The organism is Pseudomonas sp. P5_B3, assembly GCF_056400405.1.
Genome location: NZ_JBFULI010000005.1, coordinates 84,403 through 102,007, shown reverse-complemented (window position 1 = coordinate 102,007; position 17,605 = coordinate 84,403). Strand labels below are relative to the sequence as shown.

Below are 17,605 nucleotides of genomic sequence, written 5' to 3'. Positions count from 1 at the left end.
TGCGATCTTTTCACGTTTCACACTGCAATCGAAGGCAATGACAACCCCGACAACGACTCCGCACTGCCAGCCTGTTCGGCCATCAACCAATCCACAAACTGTTGAATCAACGCTCCGCGTCGTTTGCGCTGGGGCAGGACCACGTAATAACCCAGTCTCGACATCACCGTTTCGCCGATCGGCCGACACAACAACCCTTGCGCCAGCAAGTTATCCACAAGGTGGCGCCAGCCGATGGCCACGCCCTGACCACCAATCGCGGCCTGAATCAGCAGGGTGTAGTTGTCGAAGCGCAACTGCCCGGGCGCCGGGGGCGAGGTGATGCCCAACTCGCGGAACACACCACTCCAGTCGAACCAGTTACTGCTGTGTTCCCCACGCAGGTGCAGCAACGGAAACTCCAGCAATGCCTGGGCCGGCAAGGGTAGGGGACGCTCACCCAACAACTGCGGACTGCACACCGGAAACACTTCCTCGCTGAACAGCCAATGGCTTTCACCCTGCTTGAAGCGGCCATCGCCGAACAGCACCGCCACATCGATATCGGTACGTAGCATGTTATGGCTGCGTTCACTGGTGACCAGGCTGACATCCACCTGCGGATTGGCCGCGTGAAAACGGTGCAGTCGCGGCATCAACCAATAGGCGGCGAAGGCAAAATCCGTGGCAACCTGCAGTACTTCATGCTGTTGCTGTGCGTTGATTGCACTCAATCCTGCGTCGATATTCTGCAAACCGAGCTGAACCTGTTCGAAAAGAATCTGCCCGGCCTCGGTCAGTTCGATACCGCGATAAATGCGATCGAACAAGCGGGTCGCCAGTTGTTCTTCCAGGCGCTTGATCTGCTGGCTGATGGCCGGTTGCGTGGTGCCCAGCTCAACCGCCGCCGCGGTGAAACTGCGTTGGCGGGCCGCCGCTTCGAAGGCGCGAAGCAGATCAAGAGACAGGTCACCAAGGGCGTCATACATAAGCTGTGCTTATCCTAGTCATTGTCGCGCGTGGGCTTTACCGCAAGGTGCGAGGGTTTCATTCTCGAAGCCAGCACTCTCGCATAAACATCCACTATGGAATGCCGCGATCACATGAAGCGCAAGAACATTCTTTTCATCATGGCCGATCAAATGGCCGCGCCAATGTTGCCGTTCTACGGCCCATCGCCCATCAAACTGCCTCATCTCAGCCGCCTCGCCGCACAAGGCGTGGTGTTCGACTCCGCTTATTGCAACAGCCCCCTGTGCGCGCCGTCGCGTTTCACCCTGGTCAGTGGCCAGTTGCCGAGCAAGATCGGTGCCTACGACAACGCCGCCGATTTCCCCGCCGACGTACCGACCTATGCCCACTACCTGCGCCGCCTCGGCTACCGCACTGCCCTGTCGGGCAAGATGCATTTCTGCGGGCCAGACCAACTGCATGGCTACGAAGAACGCCTGACCAGTGACATCTACCCGGCCGACTACGGCTGGGCGGTGAACTGGGATGAACCGGACGTGCGCCCGACCTGGTATCACAACATGTCGTCAGTGCTGCAAGCCGGCCCGTGCGTGCGCACCAATCAGCTGGATTTCGACGAAGAGGTGGTGTTCAAGGCCCAGCAGTACCTGTTCGACCACATCCGCGAGGATGGCGACCAGCCGTTCTGCCTGACTGTTTCGATGACTCACCCACACGATCCGTACACGATTCCCAAGGCTTTCTGGGATCTGTACGACGATGCCGACATTCCATTACCCACAACCCCGGATCAGCATTCACTCGATCCACACTCCCAGCGCTTGCTCAAGGTCTACGACCTGTGGGACAAGCCGCTGCCTGTGGATAAGATCCGCGACGCCCGCCGTGCCTATTTCGGCGCGTGTAGCTATATCGACAGCAACGTCGGCAAACTCCTGCAAACCCTCGAGGATACCGGGCTGATCGACGATACCATCATCGTGTTCTCCGGCGACCACGGCGACATGCTCGGCGAACGTGGACTCTGGTACAAAATGCATTGGTTCGAAATGGCCGCACGGGTTCCCTTGTTGATCAGCGCGCCGGGGCAATTCGGCGCCGGCAGGGTCAGCGCCAGTGTTTCCACGGCCGACCTGTTGCCGACCTTCGTTGAACTGGCCGGGGGCTCGCTGGAACCGGGCTTGCCGCTGGACGGCTGCTCGCTGGTCCCGCACCTGCAAGGGCAGGTCGGTCACGACGAGGTGTTCGGCGAATACATGGCCGAAGGCACCATCAGCCCGTTGATGATGATCCGCCGCGGCGCCTACAAATTCATCTACAGCGAAGATGACCCTTGCCTGCTCTTCGACGTACACAATGACCCTCGCGAACTGGAAGAACTCAGTCATTCGCCGCAACATCGCCAACTGTTCGACGATTTTCTCGCCGAAGCGCGAGCCAAATGGAATTTTCCGGCGATTCACCAGCAGGTGCTCGCCAGCCAGCGGCGCCGGCGGTTCGTGGCCGAGGCGCTGACCCTCGGCAAGCTGAAGAGCTGGGATCACCAGCCACTGGTGGACGCCAGTCAGCAATACATGCGCAACCACATCGACCTCGACGATCTGGAGCGTAAAGCACGTTATCCACAACCCTGCCAAAACCAATAATGTTAAGGGGAAGTCCATGCAAAGGTTATCCACAGTACTGACGGTCGGGCTCCTGGCTCTGGGCAGTGCATCGGCGTTTGCCGATCAGAGTTGCGAGACCGTGAAAATGGCCGACCCGGGCTGGAGCGACATCGCCGCGACCAATGCCATCACCGGGTTTCTGCTGGACGGCATGGGCTACAAGGCCAAGATCGACACCCTCGCGGTGCCGATCACCTTTGGCGGGCTCAAGGATGGCCAGGTCGATGTGTTCCTGGGTAACTGGATGCCGGCGCAGCAAGGCTTCTATGACAAGTTCGTCGCCAACGGCGATGTCACGCAACTGGCGAAGAACCTCGAAGGCACCGAATTCACCCTCGCCGTTCCGGATTACGTGTGGGRCGCGGGTGTGCATGACTTTGCCGACCTGAACAAATACGCCGACAAGTTCGACCGCAAGATCTACGGCATCGGCTCCGGCGCGCCGGCGAACATCTCGCTGCAAGAGATCATCAAGAAAAACGATTTCGACATGGGTCAGTGGAAACTGGTCGAGTCCAGCGAGCAAGCAATGCTGGCCGAGGTGTCCCGCGCAGTGAAGAAACAGAAATTCGTGACCTTCCTCGGCTGGACCCCGCACCCGATGAACGTGCAGCTGAAAATGCATTACCTCAAGGGTGGTGAAAAATACTTCGGTGACACCGGCAGCGTGCATACACTGACCCGCAAAGGCTATGCACAGGCCTGCCCGAACGTCGGCAAACTGCTGACCAACCTGAGTTTCACCCAGGACATGGAGAACAGCATCATGGCTGAGGTGGTGAACAAGAAGATCAGTAACGCTGATGCGGCCAAGGCTTGGATCAAGGCCAATCCGGCGGTGCTGGATAAATGGCTCGATGGGGTGAAGACCGTGGATGGCAAGGATGCGTTGCCGGCGGTCAAAGCCAAGTTGTAACCAATACCTGTGGGAGCGAGCTTGCTCGCGATGACGTATTCACATTCAGCAAATTTGCCGACTGTCCCATTGCCATCGCGAGCAAGCTCGCTCCCACATGGGCACATCGTCATCTCGTCCTGATACCCTTGCGCAAAATCCCACTCGAGAGGCCCCATGGCCCTGCCAAGCCGCCATTCACTCTTCCCTTTCCTCACCTGGCTACCCCGGCAAACCCGCGCCAGCGTCGGGCGCGACATGATCGTCGGCCTCAGCGGCGCGATTCTCGCGTTGCCGCAATCCATTGCCTACGCACTGATTGCCGGTCTCCCACCGGAATACGGCCTCTACGCGGCAATCATCCCGGTGTTGATCGCCTGCCTGTGGGGTTCGTCGTGGCATTTGATCTGTGGCCCTACGGCGGCCATCTCGATTGTCCTGTACGCCAGCGTGAGTCCTCTGGCCGTTCCAGCCTCGCAGGATTACGTCATGTTGATCCTGTTGCTGACGTTTCTTGCCGGTATCTTCCAGTGGCTGCTGGGTTTACTACGGTTTGGCGCACTGGTGAATTTCGTCTCTCACTCGGTGGTACTCGGCTTCACCCTGGGTGCTGCCGTGGTGATTGCCATCGGTCAATTGCCTAACCTGCTGGGGCTGGATTTGCCCAGCCAGGCCACCGCTCTGGATAGCTTCATCACGTTGTTGCGCCATCTCGGCGAAATGGACAAACCTTCGCTGGCGCTGGGGTTGGCGACGGTGGTGGTGGGCGTGATCCTCAAGCTGTGGTTGCCACGCTGGCCGACGCTGTTGATCACGCTGGTGCTGGCTGCATTGCTGGTCTGGCTTTGGCCATCAATGTTCGGCCATGTGCAACTGGTCAGCGCCTTCACCGGCAAGCTGCCGCCTTTCAGTCCGTTGCCGCTGGATCTCGATCTGATCCTGCGCCTGCTGCCCAGTGCAGTGGCGGTCGGTATGCTCGGGCTGGTCACCAGCCTGTCGATTGCCCGCTCGATCTCGGCGCGTTCGCAGCAATTACTTGATGCCAATCAGGAAGTTCGTGCCCAAGGCCTGTCGAACATCGTCGGGGCGTTTTTTTCCGGATCGCTGTCGGCCGGCTCTTTCACTCGCTCAGGCCTGAGCTATGAAGCGGGAGCCTGTTCGCCACTGGCGGGGATTTTTTCGGCGTTGTGGGTGGCGCTGTTTGCAATCTTCGGCGCGAGCCTGATCGCGCACATCCCGATCCCGGCGATGGCCGGGAGCATTCTGTTGATCGCCTGGGGGCTGGTGGACCACCGCGGCATTCGCGCGTTGTTGCGGGTCAGCCGCGCTGAGTTCGTGGTAATGGCGCTGACCTGCGTCGCCACGCTGCTGCTGGAATTGCAAACGGCGATCTACGCCGGCGTGCTGGCCTCGCTTTTTTTCTACCTCAAGCGCACCTCGCAGCCACGGGTGCAGCATGTGCGAGATGGCGAGGAAGACATTCTGCGGGTGGGCGGTTCAATTTTTTTCGGTGCCAGCCATTACTTGCAAGTACGCCTGCAACGCATGCACGGCGCGCGGGTGGTGATCGAGGCGCAGCAGATCAACTTCATCGACTATTCAGGGGTGGAAATGCTGCATCAGGAAGCGCGGCGATTACTGCGGCAAGATCGCAGCCTGACCCTGCGCCGGGCCCGGCCGCAGGTGGTGGAAGAGTTGAGGAAGCTGGAAGGGGCGGAGAAATGCCCGATCCGGTTTGAGGATTAATCCGACTTGACTCTGAACCCTGTGGGAGCAGGCTTGCTCGCGATGACGGCAGTACATCCAGCATTGATGTGCCAGATATACCGCTATCGCGAGCAAACTCGCTCCCACATTTGATCTGTGTCGTTCACAAATCCAGTGTGGGAGCAGGCTTGCTCGCCAAGCTTTCAAAGGGCCAATTGCCGCCGTAATTCAGCCAGTACCGGCGCCGTATCCGGGCGCACGCCGCGCCACAGGAAAAACGCTTCCGCCGCTTGTTCGGCCAGCATCCCCAAGCCATCCATCGCCACCGCAGCCCCGTGTTCACTGGCCCAGCGGCAGAACGAGGTCGGTTCCTTGCCGTACATCATGTCGTAGCATACCGTTTTGCCCGGTTCGATCAGGCTGGGCGCAATTGGCGGCACATCGCCTGTCAGGCTCGCGGAGGTCGCGTTGATGATCAGGTCCACCGACTCCTGCAACCAGTCGTAGCCACTGGCCGAGACCGGTCCCAGATCACAGAACAGTTCCGCCAAAAGCTCGGCCTTTTCCACCGTGCGGTTGGCGATGATCACCGATGCCGGTTGCTCGGCCAGCAACGGCTCCAAAGCACCTCGCACCGCACCACCAGCACCGAGCAACAGGATGCGTTTGCCCTTGAGGCTGAATCCGGCGTTGACCGTCAGGTCCCGCACCAGCCCGGCGCCGTCGGTGTTGTCGCCCAGAAGACTGCCGTCGGCCAGTTTGCTCAAGGTATTGACCGCACCGGCGCGCTGCGCCCGTGCCGTCAGGCTGTTGGCCAATCGATAGGCCTCTTCTTTGAACGGCACCGTCACATTGGCGCCGCGTCCTTCGAGGAAAAACGTCCGGGCACAGGTGGGAAAGTCGTCGAGTGGCGCCAGCAGCGTGTTGTAGTCCAGCTTTTGCGCGGTCTGCTCGGCGAACAGGCGATGGATCAACGGCGACTTGCTGTGGCCAATCGGGTTTCCGAATACGACATAACGGTCCATCAGGTTTCCTCGTTCAGGCGTCGGCCAACCAATCGCGGTCTTGCAGGAAATACTCGGTCAGGCGCGCTTCTTCGCTGCCAGGCTCGGCCTTCCAGTCGTAACCCCAGCGTACTTGTGGTGGCAGCGACATCAGAATCGACTCGGTCCGCCCACCCGATTGCAGGCCGAACAACGTGCCACGGTCATAGACCAGGTTGAATTCAACGTAGCGGCCACGGCGGAATTCCTGGAACTCGCGCTGCTTGGCTGTGAACGCATCGTTCTTGCGGCGCTGCACAATCGGCAGATAGGCGTCGATGTACGCATCGCCGATGGCGCGCATGAAGGCGAAGCTGGTGTCGAAGTCCCACTCGTTCAGGTCGTCGAAAAACAGCCCGCCGATGCCGCGCGGCTCGTGGCGATGCTTGATGTGGAAATAGCTGTCGCACCAGGCCTTGTAACGCGGGTAAACGTCCGGGCCGAACGGCGCACAGGCCTGCTTGGCGACGCGATGCCAGTGGATGCAGTCTTCTTCGTTGCCGTAATACGGGGTCAGGTCGAAGCCGCCGCCAAACCACCACACCGGTTCTTCACCTTCTTTTTCAGCGATGAAAAAGCGCACGTTGGCGTGGGAAGTCGGCACGTGCGGATTGTGCGGGTGAATCACCAGCGACACGCCCAGGGCTTCAAAGCCACGGCCCGCCAGCTCCGGTCGATGAGCGCTGGCGGAGGGTGGGAGACCGCTACCGAAGACGTGGGAAAAGTTCACGCCACCCTTTTCAATCACCGCACCGTTTTCAAACACACGGGTGCGACCGCCACCGCCGGCAGGCCGGGTCCAGGCGTCTTCGACGAATTGCGTGCCGCCGTCTTCGGCTTCCAGGGCGGCGCAAATGCGCTCTTGCAGGTCGAGCAGGTAGGCTTTTACGGCCTCGGTGCGGGTCGTCATGTCATCACCTTGAATCGGGCAAAACTACGCGGCGCTCCATTGGAGCTCAGTCTGCGCAAATGGGCCCGTAGCATAACATCGCACGTTACCCCTCCGCAGTTGACGAAGATCAAGCTTAGGAGTCCGATAGGGAGCTTGGTAAAACGACCTATGGAGAGTTCAGATGGCAAAGCGTATCCAGTTCCGCGCCCATGGCGGCCCCGAAGTACTCGAGTATGTGGATTACCAACCCGCCGAGCCAGGCTCCAGGGAAGTGCGCGTGACCAACAAGGCCATCGGCCTGAACTTTATCGACACCTATTATCGCAGCGGTCTTTACCCGCCGCCGTCCCTGCCATCGGGTGTCGGCTCGGAAGGTGCGGGCGTGGTCGAGGCGGTGGGCAGCGACGTGACCCGCTTCAAGATCGGCGATCGTGTGGCCTACGGCAGCGGCCCTCTGGGCGCCTACAGTGATGTTCACGTGTTGCCCGAGGCCAATCTGGTAAAGCTGCCGGACGCCATCAGCTTCGAACAGGCCGCCGGGGTGATGCTCAAGGGCCTGACCGTGCAGTATCTGCTGCGTCAGACTTATGAACTCAAGGGTGGCGAAACCATCCTGTTCCACGCCGCGGCCGGTGGTGTCGGTTCCCTGGCTTGCCAATGGGCCAGGGCCTTGGGCGTGAAGCTGATCGGCACGGTCAGCTCGGCAGAGAAAGCTGCACTGGCCAAGGCCAACGGAGCCTGGGCGACCATCGACTACAGCCATGAAAACGTCGCCCAACGCGTGCTGGAATTGACTGACGGCAAAAAAGTCCCGGTGGTGTACGACGGCGTCGGCAAGGACACCTGGCTGACTTCACTCGACTGCGCCGCGCCGCGTGGGTTGGTGGTGAGCTTCGGCAATGCATCTGGTGCGGTCGACGGCGTGAACCTGGGGATCCTGGCGGGCAAAGGCTCGCTGTACGTGACCCGGCCAACCCTCGGCACTTATGCGAACAACGCCGAAAACCTGCAGCGCATGGCCGACGAACTGTTCGAGATGATCACCAGCGGCAAGTTGACGGTGGACATCAGCCAGCGTTATCCGCTGGCTGATGCGGCGAAGGCGCAGACCGAGTTGTCGGCGCGGCGTACGACCGGTTCGGTTGTTCTGCTGCCTTAACATTTTCAGTGCCTGCCTGGGCCTCATCGCGGGCAAGCCCGCTCCCACAAGGATCAGCGGTGACCACAAATTTTGTGAACATCAGAAGACACTGTGGGAGCGGGCTTGCCCGCGATTGGGGTCGCCTCGGTATCAGTCCGGGCGCACAACCTTGCCGGTCGCCAGATCGCGAATCACGCTCGGGTTCTTGCGCCCCCCCAGATTTCCGCCTAGCACCAGATCCACCTGGCCACGGAAATACTGCTCGACGCGAATCCGCGTACGTGCCGCCGGGCGCCCCTGCGGGTTGGCCGACGTCGACACCAGCGGCCCGACCAGTGCGCACAAATCCCGTACCAGCGGGTGATCGCTGACGCGTAGCGCTACCGTCTCATGCACCCCGGTAATCCACTCCGGCAGCAGGTTCTGGTGCGGCACCAGCCAGGTGTTCGGACCTGGCCAGGTGCTGGCCATGCGGTCCATCCACAACTCGGGAAAGTCTTCGAAGAGGAAATCGAACTGACGGATGTTGTCGGCGACCAGAATCAGCCCCTTATCCACAGACCGGCCCTTGATCAGCAGCAGACGCTCCACCGCTTCCTCGTCCCACGGGTCGCACCCCAGGCCCCAGACTGCTTCGGTTGGGTAGGCAATCACCGCCCCGGCGCGAATTGCTTGCGCGGCTTGTTGCACACGCCAACTGTTGACCATGAAAAACACTCCAGAATAAGGCTCTGCGCAGTTTACCGATCTTGTTTATAAAACCTAGCTCACCCGCGCAAACCAGCGTCCGCTTTCGCACACGGCGCAGCCATCCATTTCCAGTTCCGTCAACGCAGCCAGCACTTTTGGCAAGGCCCAGCCGCTTGCGTCGGCCAGCGCTTCGCTGGTGAGAGGCGCGGCATGCAGCAGCTTCAGCAGTGGGTGAGTCGTTGCAGGGGTGCAGGTTTCTGTGGACAACGGCAGTCGCTGCCATCCGCGCAAGGCTTCGAGGATATGTTCGATGGTTTCCACCAGCACCGCACCGTCCCGGATCAACTGATGACAGCCGCGGGCGCCGGGGTGATGGATCGACCCGGGCATCGCAAACACTTCGCGCCCCTGTTCCGCCGCCAGCCTCGCGGTGATCAGCGAACCGCTGGCGACACTGGCTTCGACCACCAGCACCCCGAGAGACAAACCACTGATGATCCGGTTGCGTCGAGGGAAGTTGCCGGCGCTGGGGCCTGCATCCAGCGGGAACTCCGAAAGCACTGCGCTGCCCGAAGCGATCATGGCGTCCGCCAGGCGTCTATTTCGCTGTGGATAAAACTTCTCGAGCCCCGTACCGAGCACACCGACCGTTTGCCCGCCGACATCGAGCGCGGCTTGGTGCGCGGCGGCGTCAATGCCCAGGGCGAGGCCGCTGGTAATGACAAAACCGGCACCGGCCAGGCTGCGGGAAAACGCCGCAGCGGTGTCCATCCCCGGCCGGGACGCGCGCCGGCTGCCGACCATCGCCAGTTGGGGTTTTTCCAGAATGCCCGGATTGCCCGCGACAAATAACAGCGGTGGTGCATCGCTGATTTGTGCCAGCAGTGCCGGGTAGTCAGGCTGGTCCCACATCAGTAAATGCTGGGCCGGGCGGTCTAACCAGGCCAATGCGTGGCTGGCGCCGTCACGAATCTCAGTGCTTCGTCTGGCCTCGGAACAGGCCAGTGGCAAACCCAGCGAACGCCAGGCACTGGCCGGCGCACTGAGGGCTTTGGATGCCGAGCCGAAGGCTTCGAGCAATTTCTTGAAACGCGCAGGACCGAGTTCCGGCAAACGATGCAGACGTAATCGAGCTTCCAGTTCCGCGGGGGAAACCGGTGTAACAGTAGACAGCGACATGGATCATCCTTGATCGTAATAAGCACCCGTACAAACGGGAATAAGCTGTGGATAACTCTGTTGGTAACTTGTGAAGCACGCTTACGGATTTCGCACCTTGTCCATCACCGACAGCGAGCGCGAAGCGCTAAGCACCAGCCCATAACTGAGTTTTTCGTAGGTACGGAAAACCATCAGCAGACCGGCGCGCTCATCAGGAATTTTCAACGGCTGACCAGTGATCCGGTCGCGCACGGTTTCGCCGGTCTTCATCACCGCAAGCAGATTGCCTTCGGCCAGACCGTCGCGCTGCCCCTTGTTCAGCGTAACCACGTCCAACTCGCCGATCTGCGTGACCCCACGCGGCACATCGATGATCAAACCGTTGATTTCGTGGCTCGGTGCGTTGGGCGTGAAGGTCGAGTTGATCGCGTGCTCTTCACCGCTGAACAAGCGATCGCCGATGCGGACCTCTTGGGTCGTGCGTTGCAATGCCAGAGTGGCGACGTCACCTTCGATGGCCACGACCTCGCCGCCGCCGATGTCGTCGGCGTTGATCCCCAGAATTTCCTTGCTCTGCGGATCGGTGTAGACCTTGCCCTGGCGGAAGATGCCGTACGCCGGTTGCGCCGGATCGAAATGGCCGCGGGCAAAGATGCGGTCACCCGCGCCGCTGAGTACGCGCTCGGCATCGCCGGCGACGATGTAGGGCGCCTTGTCGAAGTCCTCGGCCTTGTCGACGATGCGGTTGCTCAGCAGAAAGCTGTTGATCGATTTCAGCGCAATGCTGGGGATAGCCTCGGTCACCGGGCTACTGCGCACCTGAGGCGAGAGCTTAATGGTGGGAATGTCTTCCCGAAGTTGCACTTGCCCATGCGCCCAACCTGCCGAGACCAGGAGCAGCAGGGTGAGTAGTGATTTCCTCATGCGGTGAATCCCTTTATTATGTACGTTCGCGTGAAACGCCAGAGCCCTCAACGGCTCGCTCCCGGCTTGCTTGTCAAAACTTGCTTGTCAACAGAAGGGAGCTACGTTTTACAACGGTAGCCTGCATTTCTTCGGACCCGCCAGGCCATCGACCCGACCTTACTTCACACGTGCAATCATCAAGCTTATGGCCATTTTGAACATCCTCGAATTCCCTGATCCGCGCCTGCGCACTATCGCCAAGCCAGTGGCCGTAGTGGACGCCGAAGTGCGTCAGTTGGTCGACGACATGTTTGAAACAATGTATGAAGCGCCTGGCATCGGCCTTGCCGCTACCCAGGTCAACGTGCACAAACGTATCGTCGTGATGGACCTCTCCGAAGACCGCACCGAACCGCGAGTGTTCATCAACCCCGAGTTTGAACCGCTGACCGACGAGATGGGCCAGTATCAGGAAGGCTGCCTGTCGGTGCCGGGCTTCTACGAAAACGTCGATCGCCCGCAACGGGTCAAGGTCAAGGCGCTGGACCGCGACGGCCAGCCTTACGAACTGATCGCCGAAGATTTGCTCGCGGTGTGCATCCAGCACGAATGCGACCACCTCAACGGCAAATTGTTCGTTGATTACCTGTCCACGCTCAAACGCGACCGCATCAAGAAGAAACTGGAAAAGCTCCATCGCCAGAACGCCTGATGCCCATCTTCAAAGGCTTGCTGCGGCAAGCCTTTTTCTTTTCAAGATGCTTTGCAATAGAGAACACCCATGACTGAGCCACTGCGCATTGTCTTTGCCGGCACCCCGGAATTCGCCGCCGAACACCTCAAGGCCCTGCTCGACAGCCCTTACGAGATCGTCGCGGTCTACACCCAACCGGATCGTCCGGCCGGTCGCGGGCAAAAACTGATGCCGAGCCCGGTCAAGCAGCTTGCTCTGGAGAACAACATCCCGGTGTTGCAGCCGCCCACCTTGCGCAATGGAGACGCGCAAGCGGAACTGGCCGCGTTGAAGCCAGACTTGATGGTGGTGGTCGCCTACGGCCTGATCCTGCCGCAAGTGGTGCTGGATATTCCGCGTCTGGGTTGCATCAACAGCCACGCCTCGCTACTGCCGCGCTGGCGTGGCGCTGCACCGATCCAGCGCGCCGTGGAGGCGGGCGATGCGCAAAGTGGCGTGACGGTGATGCGCATGGAGGCTGGCCTCGATACCGGGCCGATGCTGCTCAAGGTCACCACCCCGATCAGCGCCGAAGACACCGGCGGCAGCCTGCACGATCGGCTGGCCGAAATGGGCCCTCCGGCCGTGGTCCAGGCGATTGCCGGCCTCGCCGCCGGAACCTTGGAGGGCGAAGTGCAGGACGACAGCCTGGCGACCTACGCGCACAAATTGAACAAAGACGAAGCGCGCATCGACTGGACCCGCCCGGCGGTTGAGCTGGAACGTCTGGTCCGCGCCTTCAACCCATGGCCGATCACCCACAGCACCTTGAATGGCGAAGCCCTGAAAGTGCTGGCCGCGAACCTGGCCGAAGGCAAAGGCGCCCCAGGTGAAATCCTCGGCGCCAGCAAGGACGGCCTGATCGTCGCCTGCGGCGAACAGGCCCTGTGCCTGACCCGCTTGCAGTTGCCCGGCGGCAAGGCGCTTAACTTCAGCGACCTGTTCAACAGCCGCCGCGAGAAATTCGCCACCGGCACGATCCTCGGTCAAGCGGCGGACGCTCAATGAATCCGCGTCTGGCCGCCGCCAAGGCACTCGCCGCTGTCCTGAGCGGAAAAGCCTCGCTCAACAGTTCGCTGCCAACGCAGATGGACAAGGTGGAGGACCGTGATCGCGGCTTCACCCAGGACCTGGCGTTCGGCACCGCGCGCTGGCAGCCACGCTTGTCGGCGCTGGCGGACAAGCTGCTGCAGAAACCGTTCAAGGCCGCCGATGCCGATGTCGAGGCGCTGTTGCTGGTCGGTCTCTATCAGTTGCTCTATACCCGTGTCCCGGCCCATGCCGCGATTGGCGAGACGGTCGGTTGCGCCGACAAGTTGAAAAAGCCTTGGGCCAAGGCTCTGCTCAACGCTGTGTTGCGTAATGCTCAGCGCGAAAGCGAAACGATTTTCGCCGAGCTGGAGCGTGACCCGGTGGTGCGCACCGCTCACCCTCGCTGGCTGCAGAAATCCCTGAAGGCGTTCTGGCCGGAGCAATGGGAAGCCATCTGCGCCGCCAACAACGCGCATCCGCCGATGATCCTGCGGGTCAACCGTCGCCATCACAGTCGCGATACCTACCTCGGTTTGCTGACAGATGCCGGTATCGCCGCCACGCCGTGTGTCTATAGCCGCGACGGCATCGTGCTCGAAGCCGCCACCGACGTGCGCGGCCTGCCGGGTTTCGCCGATGGCTGGATCAGCGTGCAGGACGAAGCCGCGCAACTGGCCGCTGATCTGTTGGACTTGGCCCCCGGCCAACGGGTGCTCGACGCCTGCTGTGCTCCGGGCGGCAAGACCTGCCACATCCTCGAAGCCGAGCCCAAACTGGCCGGCGTCGTGGCGGTAGACCTGGAAGCCAAGCGCCTGGTGCGGGTGCGGGAAAACCTCGAACGTCTGAAGCTGAGCGCCGAACTGATTGCCGCCGACGGCCGCGACACTCAGGCGTGGTGGGACGGCAAGCCATTCCAGCGCATCCTGCTGGATGCGCCATGCTCGGCTACTGGCGTAATTCGTCGTCACCCGGACATCAAGCTGACCCGCCAACCCGACGACATCGCCGCGTTGGCGGTGCTGCAAGGCGAATTGCTCGACGCCATGTGGAACACGTTGGAAGTGGGCGGCATTCTGCTGTACGCCACCTGTTCCACGCTGCCGACCGAAAACACCGAAGTCATCGCAGCCTTCCTCGCCCGCACGCCGGGTGCTCGTGAGCTTGACCTCGCCACGGCAGCCGGCATCAAGCAGCCCCATGGTCGCCAGTTGCTGGCCCAGGAAGGCGGCCACGACGGTTTCTACTACGCCAAGCTGATCAAGATCGCCGCCGCTCGCGGTTAAACGGATTCAATGGAGTGACTGGATGAAAATCATCATCCTCGGAGCAGGGCAGGTGGGCGGTTCACTGGCGGAACACCTGGCCAGCGAAGCCAACGACATCACCGTGGTCGATACCGATGGCGAACGCCTGCGCGATCTCGGCGACCGCCTGGACATCCGCACGGTACAAGGTCGTGGCTCATTCCCGACTGTGTTGCGTCAAGCCGGAGCGGATGATGCCGACATGCTGGTCGCGGTGACCAACAGTGATGAAACCAACATGGTCGCCTGCCAGGTCGCCCACACCCTGTTCCACACCCCGACCAAAATCGCCCGGGTTCGCGAAGCCGCGTACCTGACCCGCGAAGAGCAATTGTTCCAGAATGAAGCGATTCCGGTGGACGTGCTGATCAGCCCGGAACAAGTGGTTACCAACTACATCAAGCGCCTGATCCAGCACCCCGGCGCCTTGCAGGTGATCGACTTCGCCGAAGGCAAGGCGCAACTGGTGGCGGTGCGGGCGTACTACGGCGGGCCACTGGTGGGTCAGCAACTGCGGCAGTTGCGCGAGCACATGCCGAACGTTGAAACCCGTGTCGCGGCGATTTTCCGTCGTGACCGGCCGATCCTGCCCCAGGGCGACACGGTGATCGAGGCCGACGACGAAGTGTTTTTCATCGCCGCCAAAGCGAACATTCGCGCGGTCATGAGCGAAATGCGTCGTCTCGATGAAACCTATAAACGCATCGTCATCGCCGGTGGCGGGCAAATCGGCGAGCGTTTGGCCGAGGCCATCGAAAGCCGTTATCAGGTGAAAATCATCGAGATGAACCCGGCCCGTTGCCGTCATCTCTCGGACCACCTCGACAGCACCGTGGTGTTACAGGGCAGCGCCTCGGACCGCGACCTGCTGATGGAGGAGAACATCGCCGACGCGGACCTGTTCCTCGCCCTGACCAACGACGACGAAGCCAACATCATGTCGTCGCTTCTGGCCAAGCGCTTGGGTGCGAAGAAGGTGATGTCCATCATCAACAACCCGGCTTATGTCGATCTGATCCAGGGCGGTGACATCGACATCGCCATCAGCCCTCAACTCGCCACCATCGGCACCTTGCTGGCCCACGTGCGCCGGGGCGACATCGTCAGCGTGCACTCACTGCGCCGAGGCGCGGCGGAGGCCATCGAGGCGATTGCCCATGGTGATGCGAAATCAAGCAAGGTGATCGGCAAGGCCATCGAGAACATCGGCCTGCCGCCGGGCACCACCATCGGTGCGATCATCCGCGACGAAGAAGTGATCATTGCCCATGACGACACCGTGATCGAAACGGGCGACCATGTGATTTTGTTCCTTGTGGATAAAAAGCATATTCGCGATGTGGAGAAGTTGTTCCATGTGGGGTTGAGCTTCTTCTGATCCGGATTTTTCGGTGATCAGGCTGGCCTCATCGCGAGCAAGCTCGCTCCCACAGGGTTCTCGGTCGTACACACCATTTGTGTTTCTGAAGATCAACTGTGGGAGCGAGCTTGCTCGCGATAGCGGACTTCCAGATCCCGGATATCTTCCTGACACACCTCAAAAAGGAATCCACCAATGATCGAATCCCTGGAAAAAATGCTCGCCAAGGGTGTGGATAACGCTTTGCTACGCTTCGGCTTGGGCAAGGGCTATCTGGATCTGGGGGAGAACGCCAAGGCAGTGGAGCATTTTCAACGCTGCGTCGAATTCGACCCGAAGTATTCGGCGGCGTGGAAACTACTGGGCAAGGCCCACCTGGCGCTGGCGGACTTTGCGGCCGCGCGACAAGCCTGGGAGCAAGGCCTGGAAGCTGCCCGCGGCCATGGTGACAAACAGGCCGAGAAGGAAATGACAGTGTTCCTGAAGAAGCTCGAGCGTCAGGCGCACGCAGGCCAATAAAGATCAAAAGATCGTCCGAAGGCTCGGGCCGCGTTCGGACGATCTTTTGATTTTTTGCATCAATACCAGCGAGCTTCACCCGGTGGACGCTTCTTGAAGCGCTTCATGCTCCACATGTACTGGCTCGGATAAGCCCGCACATAGCGCTCGACCACCTGGCTCATGGCCGCGCAGGAGGTTTCGGTATCGGTGCTGTACATGGCCTCCGGCGCGGCTTCCAGTATTACCTTGTAACCTGAACCGTCCGGCAGGCGCAGTGCATGCAGGAACACGCCGACCGCCTTGCCGCCGGCGAGCATGTTCGGCACGAACTTGCTGGTCAGCGCCTGAGTGGCGAAGAACGGCACGAAGATCCCGGCGGATTCAGCCGGTTCCGGGTCAGCGGGAATGCCCACTGCGCCACCTTTGCGCACTTCCTTGATGACGCTGAGGATGCCTTCCTTGGTGGAAGCTGCGACCTTGTTACCCAACTGCACCCGCTGCTTTTGCAGCAATTCATCCACCGCCTTCAATTTGGGTGGACGGTAGAAAATGATCGGTTTGCACTGGCTGCAATAGAAGTGGTTGAGCACTTCCCAGTTGCCCAGGTGACTGGTGATGCCGACCACGCCTTTGCCGGACGCGAGGGCGTCTTTCAACACGTCGAGGCCTTCGACCTCGCGCACCAGGTCGATGGAACGCTGGGCGGGCCAGATCCAGGCACAGGCGCTTTCGGTCAGGGACTTGCCAATGTCCTTCAGGCTCTGGCCCACCAGGCGCTCACGCTCGGCAGGGTCCATGTCCGGAAAGCATTTGGACAGGTTGATCCGTACCACGTCGCGGGAACGGTTCGGGGTTTTCCACATGACCCAGCCAATCGCCGAGCCCACGGTCTGCACGGCCCTCCACGGAAGCAGGGCAAACAGCCGCAGAGCGCCTACCAGCAAGGCGCCTTTCAACTTATCCACAGGTCACTCCTGATCTTGTGCTGTGCGCGAGGCGGCCATTCTAACCGCCGTTCGCCAACTGCGCGTAGCGGTCGCAATCGCGGGTGTGATCCATGACCATGCCCGAGGCCTGCATCAGCGCGTAACAAATGGTCGGCCCGACGAACGTGAAACCGGCTTTTTTCAGGCCTTTGCTCATTTCCACGGCGGTCGGCGTAACGGCCGGGACTTCGCTGCGATCCTTGAAATGATTGATCACGGGCGTGCCACCGACAAACGACCAGAGAAACTCCACCGGGTCCTCCAGCGCCAGCCAGGCCTGGGCATTGCGCCGGGCCGCGTTGAGTTTGAGGCGGTTGCGGATGATGCCCGGATCGAGCATCAATTCGTCGATTTCGGCATCGCTCATCTGCGCTACGCGCTGGACGTCGAAGCCGAACATCACCTGGCGATAATGCTCGCGTTTGCGCAGCACCGTGATCCAGGAAAGCCCGGCCTGGAACCCTTCGAGCAAAAGCAACTCGAACAATCCCTGCGCATCGCGTAGCGGCGTGCCCCACTCCTGATCGTGATAAGCCATGTACAACGGATCTTCGGAACACCAAAAGCAGCGTGGCATAAGGCTCCAGGGGGCGTGCGCAGCAACGAATCGGGTATACTCCCGCTCTTTAAATCGCA

The 17,605-nt window shown here is 60.7% G+C and carries 16 protein-coding genes and 1 pseudogene; 9 read left to right on the top strand and 8 right to left on the bottom strand.

Translation table 11 applies throughout. The features are described 5' to 3' along the window. Positions 1 to 17: 17 nt before the first annotated feature. Entirely contained in the window at positions 18 to 968 is a 951-nt protein-coding gene (locus AC1DRN_RS05160) for a choline sulfate utilization transcriptional regulator (RefSeq protein ID WP_223459143.1), read from the bottom strand. Between the two features lie 114 nt (positions 969 to 1,082). Between AC1DRN_RS05160 and betC the strand changes: the two genes are divergently transcribed. From betC to AC1DRN_RS05145, 3 genes are all read left to right on the top strand, one after another. Next, positions 1,083 to 2,597, top strand: coding sequence for a choline-sulfatase (betC, locus tag AC1DRN_RS05155; protein ID WP_223459141.1), 1,515 nt, complete (start codon positions 1,083 to 1,085; stop codon positions 2,595 to 2,597). A 16-nt stretch (positions 2,598 to 2,613) separates the two neighbouring features. Beyond that, positions 2,614 to 3,534, top strand: a complete 921-nt coding sequence (gene choX / locus AC1DRN_RS05150; protein ID WP_477786644.1) for a choline ABC transporter substrate-binding protein — start codon at positions 2,614 to 2,616, stop codon at positions 3,532 to 3,534. A gap of 156 nt (positions 3,535 to 3,690) precedes the next feature. Further along, the gene (locus AC1DRN_RS05145) at positions 3,691 to 5,259 is read left to right on the top strand and encodes a SulP family inorganic anion transporter (RefSeq protein WP_223459137.1); all 1,569 of its coding nucleotides are present in this window, start codon (positions 3,691 to 3,693) and stop codon (positions 5,257 to 5,259) included. Positions 5,260 to 5,423: 164 nt separating this feature from the next. Here AC1DRN_RS05145 and aroE read toward each other — a convergent pair whose 3' ends face one another. Both aroE and hemF read right to left on the bottom strand, forming a co-directional pair. Continuing rightward, positions 5,424 to 6,245, bottom strand: a complete 822-nt coding sequence (gene aroE, locus AC1DRN_RS05140) for a shikimate dehydrogenase (protein WP_223459135.1) — start codon at positions 6,243 to 6,245, stop codon at positions 5,424 to 5,426. Positions 6,246 to 6,258: 13 nt separating this feature from the next. After that, positions 6,259 to 7,173, bottom strand: a complete 915-nt coding sequence (hemF, locus tag AC1DRN_RS05135) for an oxygen-dependent coproporphyrinogen oxidase (protein WP_223459133.1) — start codon at positions 7,171 to 7,173, stop codon at positions 6,259 to 6,261. A 163-nt stretch (positions 7,174 to 7,336) separates the two neighbouring features. Between hemF and AC1DRN_RS05130 the strand changes: the two genes are divergently transcribed. Then, positions 7,337 to 8,314 (top strand): NADPH:quinone reductase, encoded by a 978-nt coding sequence (locus AC1DRN_RS05130; RefSeq protein WP_223459131.1) that lies wholly within the window; start codon positions 7,337 to 7,339, stop codon positions 8,312 to 8,314. 132 nt (positions 8,315 to 8,446) lie between these two features. Here AC1DRN_RS05130 and tsaC read toward each other — a convergent pair whose 3' ends face one another. From tsaC to AC1DRN_RS05115, 3 genes and pseudogenes are all read right to left on the bottom strand, one after another. After that, positions 8,447 to 9,004 (bottom strand): L-threonylcarbamoyladenylate synthase type 1 TsaC, encoded by a 558-nt coding sequence (gene tsaC, locus AC1DRN_RS05125; protein ID WP_057397341.1) that lies wholly within the window; start codon positions 9,002 to 9,004, stop codon positions 8,447 to 8,449. A 54-nt stretch (positions 9,005 to 9,058) separates the two neighbouring features. Continuing rightward, positions 9,059 to 10,165 carry a DNA-processing protein DprA gene (gene dprA, locus AC1DRN_RS05120; RefSeq protein WP_223459129.1) on the bottom strand — a complete coding sequence of 369 codons (1,107 nt, stop codon included), beginning with the start codon at positions 10,163 to 10,165 and terminating at the stop codon, positions 9,059 to 9,061. Positions 10,166 to 10,246: 81 nt separating this feature from the next. Further along, positions 10,247 to 10,993 (bottom strand): annotated as a pseudogene (locus AC1DRN_RS05115) (peptidoglycan-binding protein); the annotation flags it as partial. 265 nt (positions 10,994 to 11,258) lie between these two features. On the opposite strand from AC1DRN_RS05115, the gene def reads away from it, so the two are divergent. The 5 genes from def to AC1DRN_RS05090 all read left to right on the top strand — a co-directional run bounded on the left by def (position 11,259) and on the right by AC1DRN_RS05090 (position 16,001). After that, positions 11,259 to 11,765: a peptide deformylase gene (gene def, locus AC1DRN_RS05110; protein WP_108218782.1), complete on the top strand. Its 507-nt coding sequence runs from the start codon at positions 11,259 to 11,261 to the stop codon at positions 11,763 to 11,765. A 69-nt stretch (positions 11,766 to 11,834) separates the two neighbouring features. Further along, positions 11,835 to 12,794: a methionyl-tRNA formyltransferase gene (gene fmt, locus AC1DRN_RS05105; RefSeq protein WP_223459124.1), complete on the top strand. Its 960-nt coding sequence runs from the start codon at positions 11,835 to 11,837 to the stop codon at positions 12,792 to 12,794. Continuing rightward, positions 12,791 to 14,101 (top strand): 16S rRNA (cytosine(967)-C(5))-methyltransferase RsmB, encoded by a 1,311-nt coding sequence (gene rsmB / locus AC1DRN_RS05100; protein ID WP_223459122.1) that lies wholly within the window; start codon positions 12,791 to 12,793, stop codon positions 14,099 to 14,101. Before fmt ends, rsmB begins: the two co-directional genes overlap by 4 nt. Before the next feature lie 22 nt (positions 14,102 to 14,123). After that, complete coding sequence (trkA, locus tag AC1DRN_RS05095) at positions 14,124 to 15,500, top strand: Trk system potassium transporter TrkA (protein WP_223459120.1); 1,377 nt, start codon at positions 14,124 to 14,126, stop codon at positions 15,498 to 15,500. Between the two features lie 177 nt (positions 15,501 to 15,677). Next, complete coding sequence (locus AC1DRN_RS05090) at positions 15,678 to 16,001, top strand: tetratricopeptide repeat protein (protein WP_223459118.1); 324 nt, start codon at positions 15,678 to 15,680, stop codon at positions 15,999 to 16,001. A 59-nt stretch (positions 16,002 to 16,060) separates the two neighbouring features. On the opposite strand, the gene AC1DRN_RS05085 is transcribed toward AC1DRN_RS05090, so the two are convergent. Both AC1DRN_RS05085 and tag read right to left on the bottom strand, forming a co-directional pair. Next, on the bottom strand, positions 16,061 to 16,948 hold the full coding sequence (locus AC1DRN_RS05085; protein ID WP_223459116.1) for a lysophospholipid acyltransferase: 888 nt from the start codon (positions 16,946 to 16,948) through the stop codon (positions 16,061 to 16,063). A 40-nt stretch (positions 16,949 to 16,988) separates the two neighbouring features. Beyond that, the gene (tag, locus tag AC1DRN_RS05080) at positions 16,989 to 17,546 is read right to left on the bottom strand and encodes a DNA-3-methyladenine glycosylase I (protein ID WP_204932641.1); all 558 of its coding nucleotides are present in this window, start codon (positions 17,544 to 17,546) and stop codon (positions 16,989 to 16,991) included. Positions 17,547 to 17,605: the final 59 nt, after the last annotated feature.

What these genes read in the sequence shown, in the direction of transcription:
- AC1DRN_RS05160 (WP_223459143.1), bottom strand. Translation starts at nt 968, where the DNA reads ATGTATGACGCCCTTGGTGACCTGTCTCTTGATCTGCTTCGCGCCTTC.
- betC (WP_223459141.1), top strand. Translation starts at nt 1,083, where the DNA reads ATGAAGCGCAAGAACATTCTTTTCATCATGGCCGATCAAATGGCCGCG.
- AC1DRN_RS05145 (WP_223459137.1), top strand. Translation starts at nt 3,691, where the DNA reads ATGGCCCTGCCAAGCCGCCATTCACTCTTCCCTTTCCTCACCTGGCTA.
- aroE (WP_223459135.1), bottom strand. Translation starts at nt 6,245, where the DNA reads ATGGACCGTTATGTCGTATTCGGAAACCCGATTGGCCACAGCAAGTCG.
- hemF (WP_223459133.1), bottom strand. Translation starts at nt 7,173, where the DNA reads ATGACGACCCGCACCGAGGCCGTAAAAGCCTACCTGCTCGACCTGCAA.
- AC1DRN_RS05130 (WP_223459131.1), top strand. Translation starts at nt 7,337, where the DNA reads ATGGCAAAGCGTATCCAGTTCCGCGCCCATGGCGGCCCCGAAGTACTC.
- tsaC (WP_057397341.1), bottom strand. Translation starts at nt 9,004, where the DNA reads ATGGTCAACAGTTGGCGTGTGCAACAAGCCGCGCAAGCAATTCGCGCC.
- dprA (WP_223459129.1), bottom strand. Translation starts at nt 10,165, where the DNA reads ATGTCGCTGTCTACTGTTACACCGGTTTCCCCCGCGGAACTGGAAGCT.
- def (WP_108218782.1), top strand. Translation starts at nt 11,259, where the DNA reads ATGGCCATTTTGAACATCCTCGAATTCCCTGATCCGCGCCTGCGCACT.
- fmt (WP_223459124.1), top strand. Translation starts at nt 11,835, where the DNA reads ATGACTGAGCCACTGCGCATTGTCTTTGCCGGCACCCCGGAATTCGCC.
- rsmB (WP_223459122.1), top strand. Translation starts at nt 12,791, where the DNA reads ATGAATCCGCGTCTGGCCGCCGCCAAGGCACTCGCCGCTGTCCTGAGC.
- trkA (WP_223459120.1), top strand. Translation starts at nt 14,124, where the DNA reads ATGAAAATCATCATCCTCGGAGCAGGGCAGGTGGGCGGTTCACTGGCG.
- AC1DRN_RS05090 (WP_223459118.1), top strand. Translation starts at nt 15,678, where the DNA reads ATGATCGAATCCCTGGAAAAAATGCTCGCCAAGGGTGTGGATAACGCT.
- tag (WP_204932641.1), bottom strand. Translation starts at nt 17,546, where the DNA reads ATGCCACGCTGCTTTTGGTGTTCCGAAGATCCGTTGTACATGGCTTAT.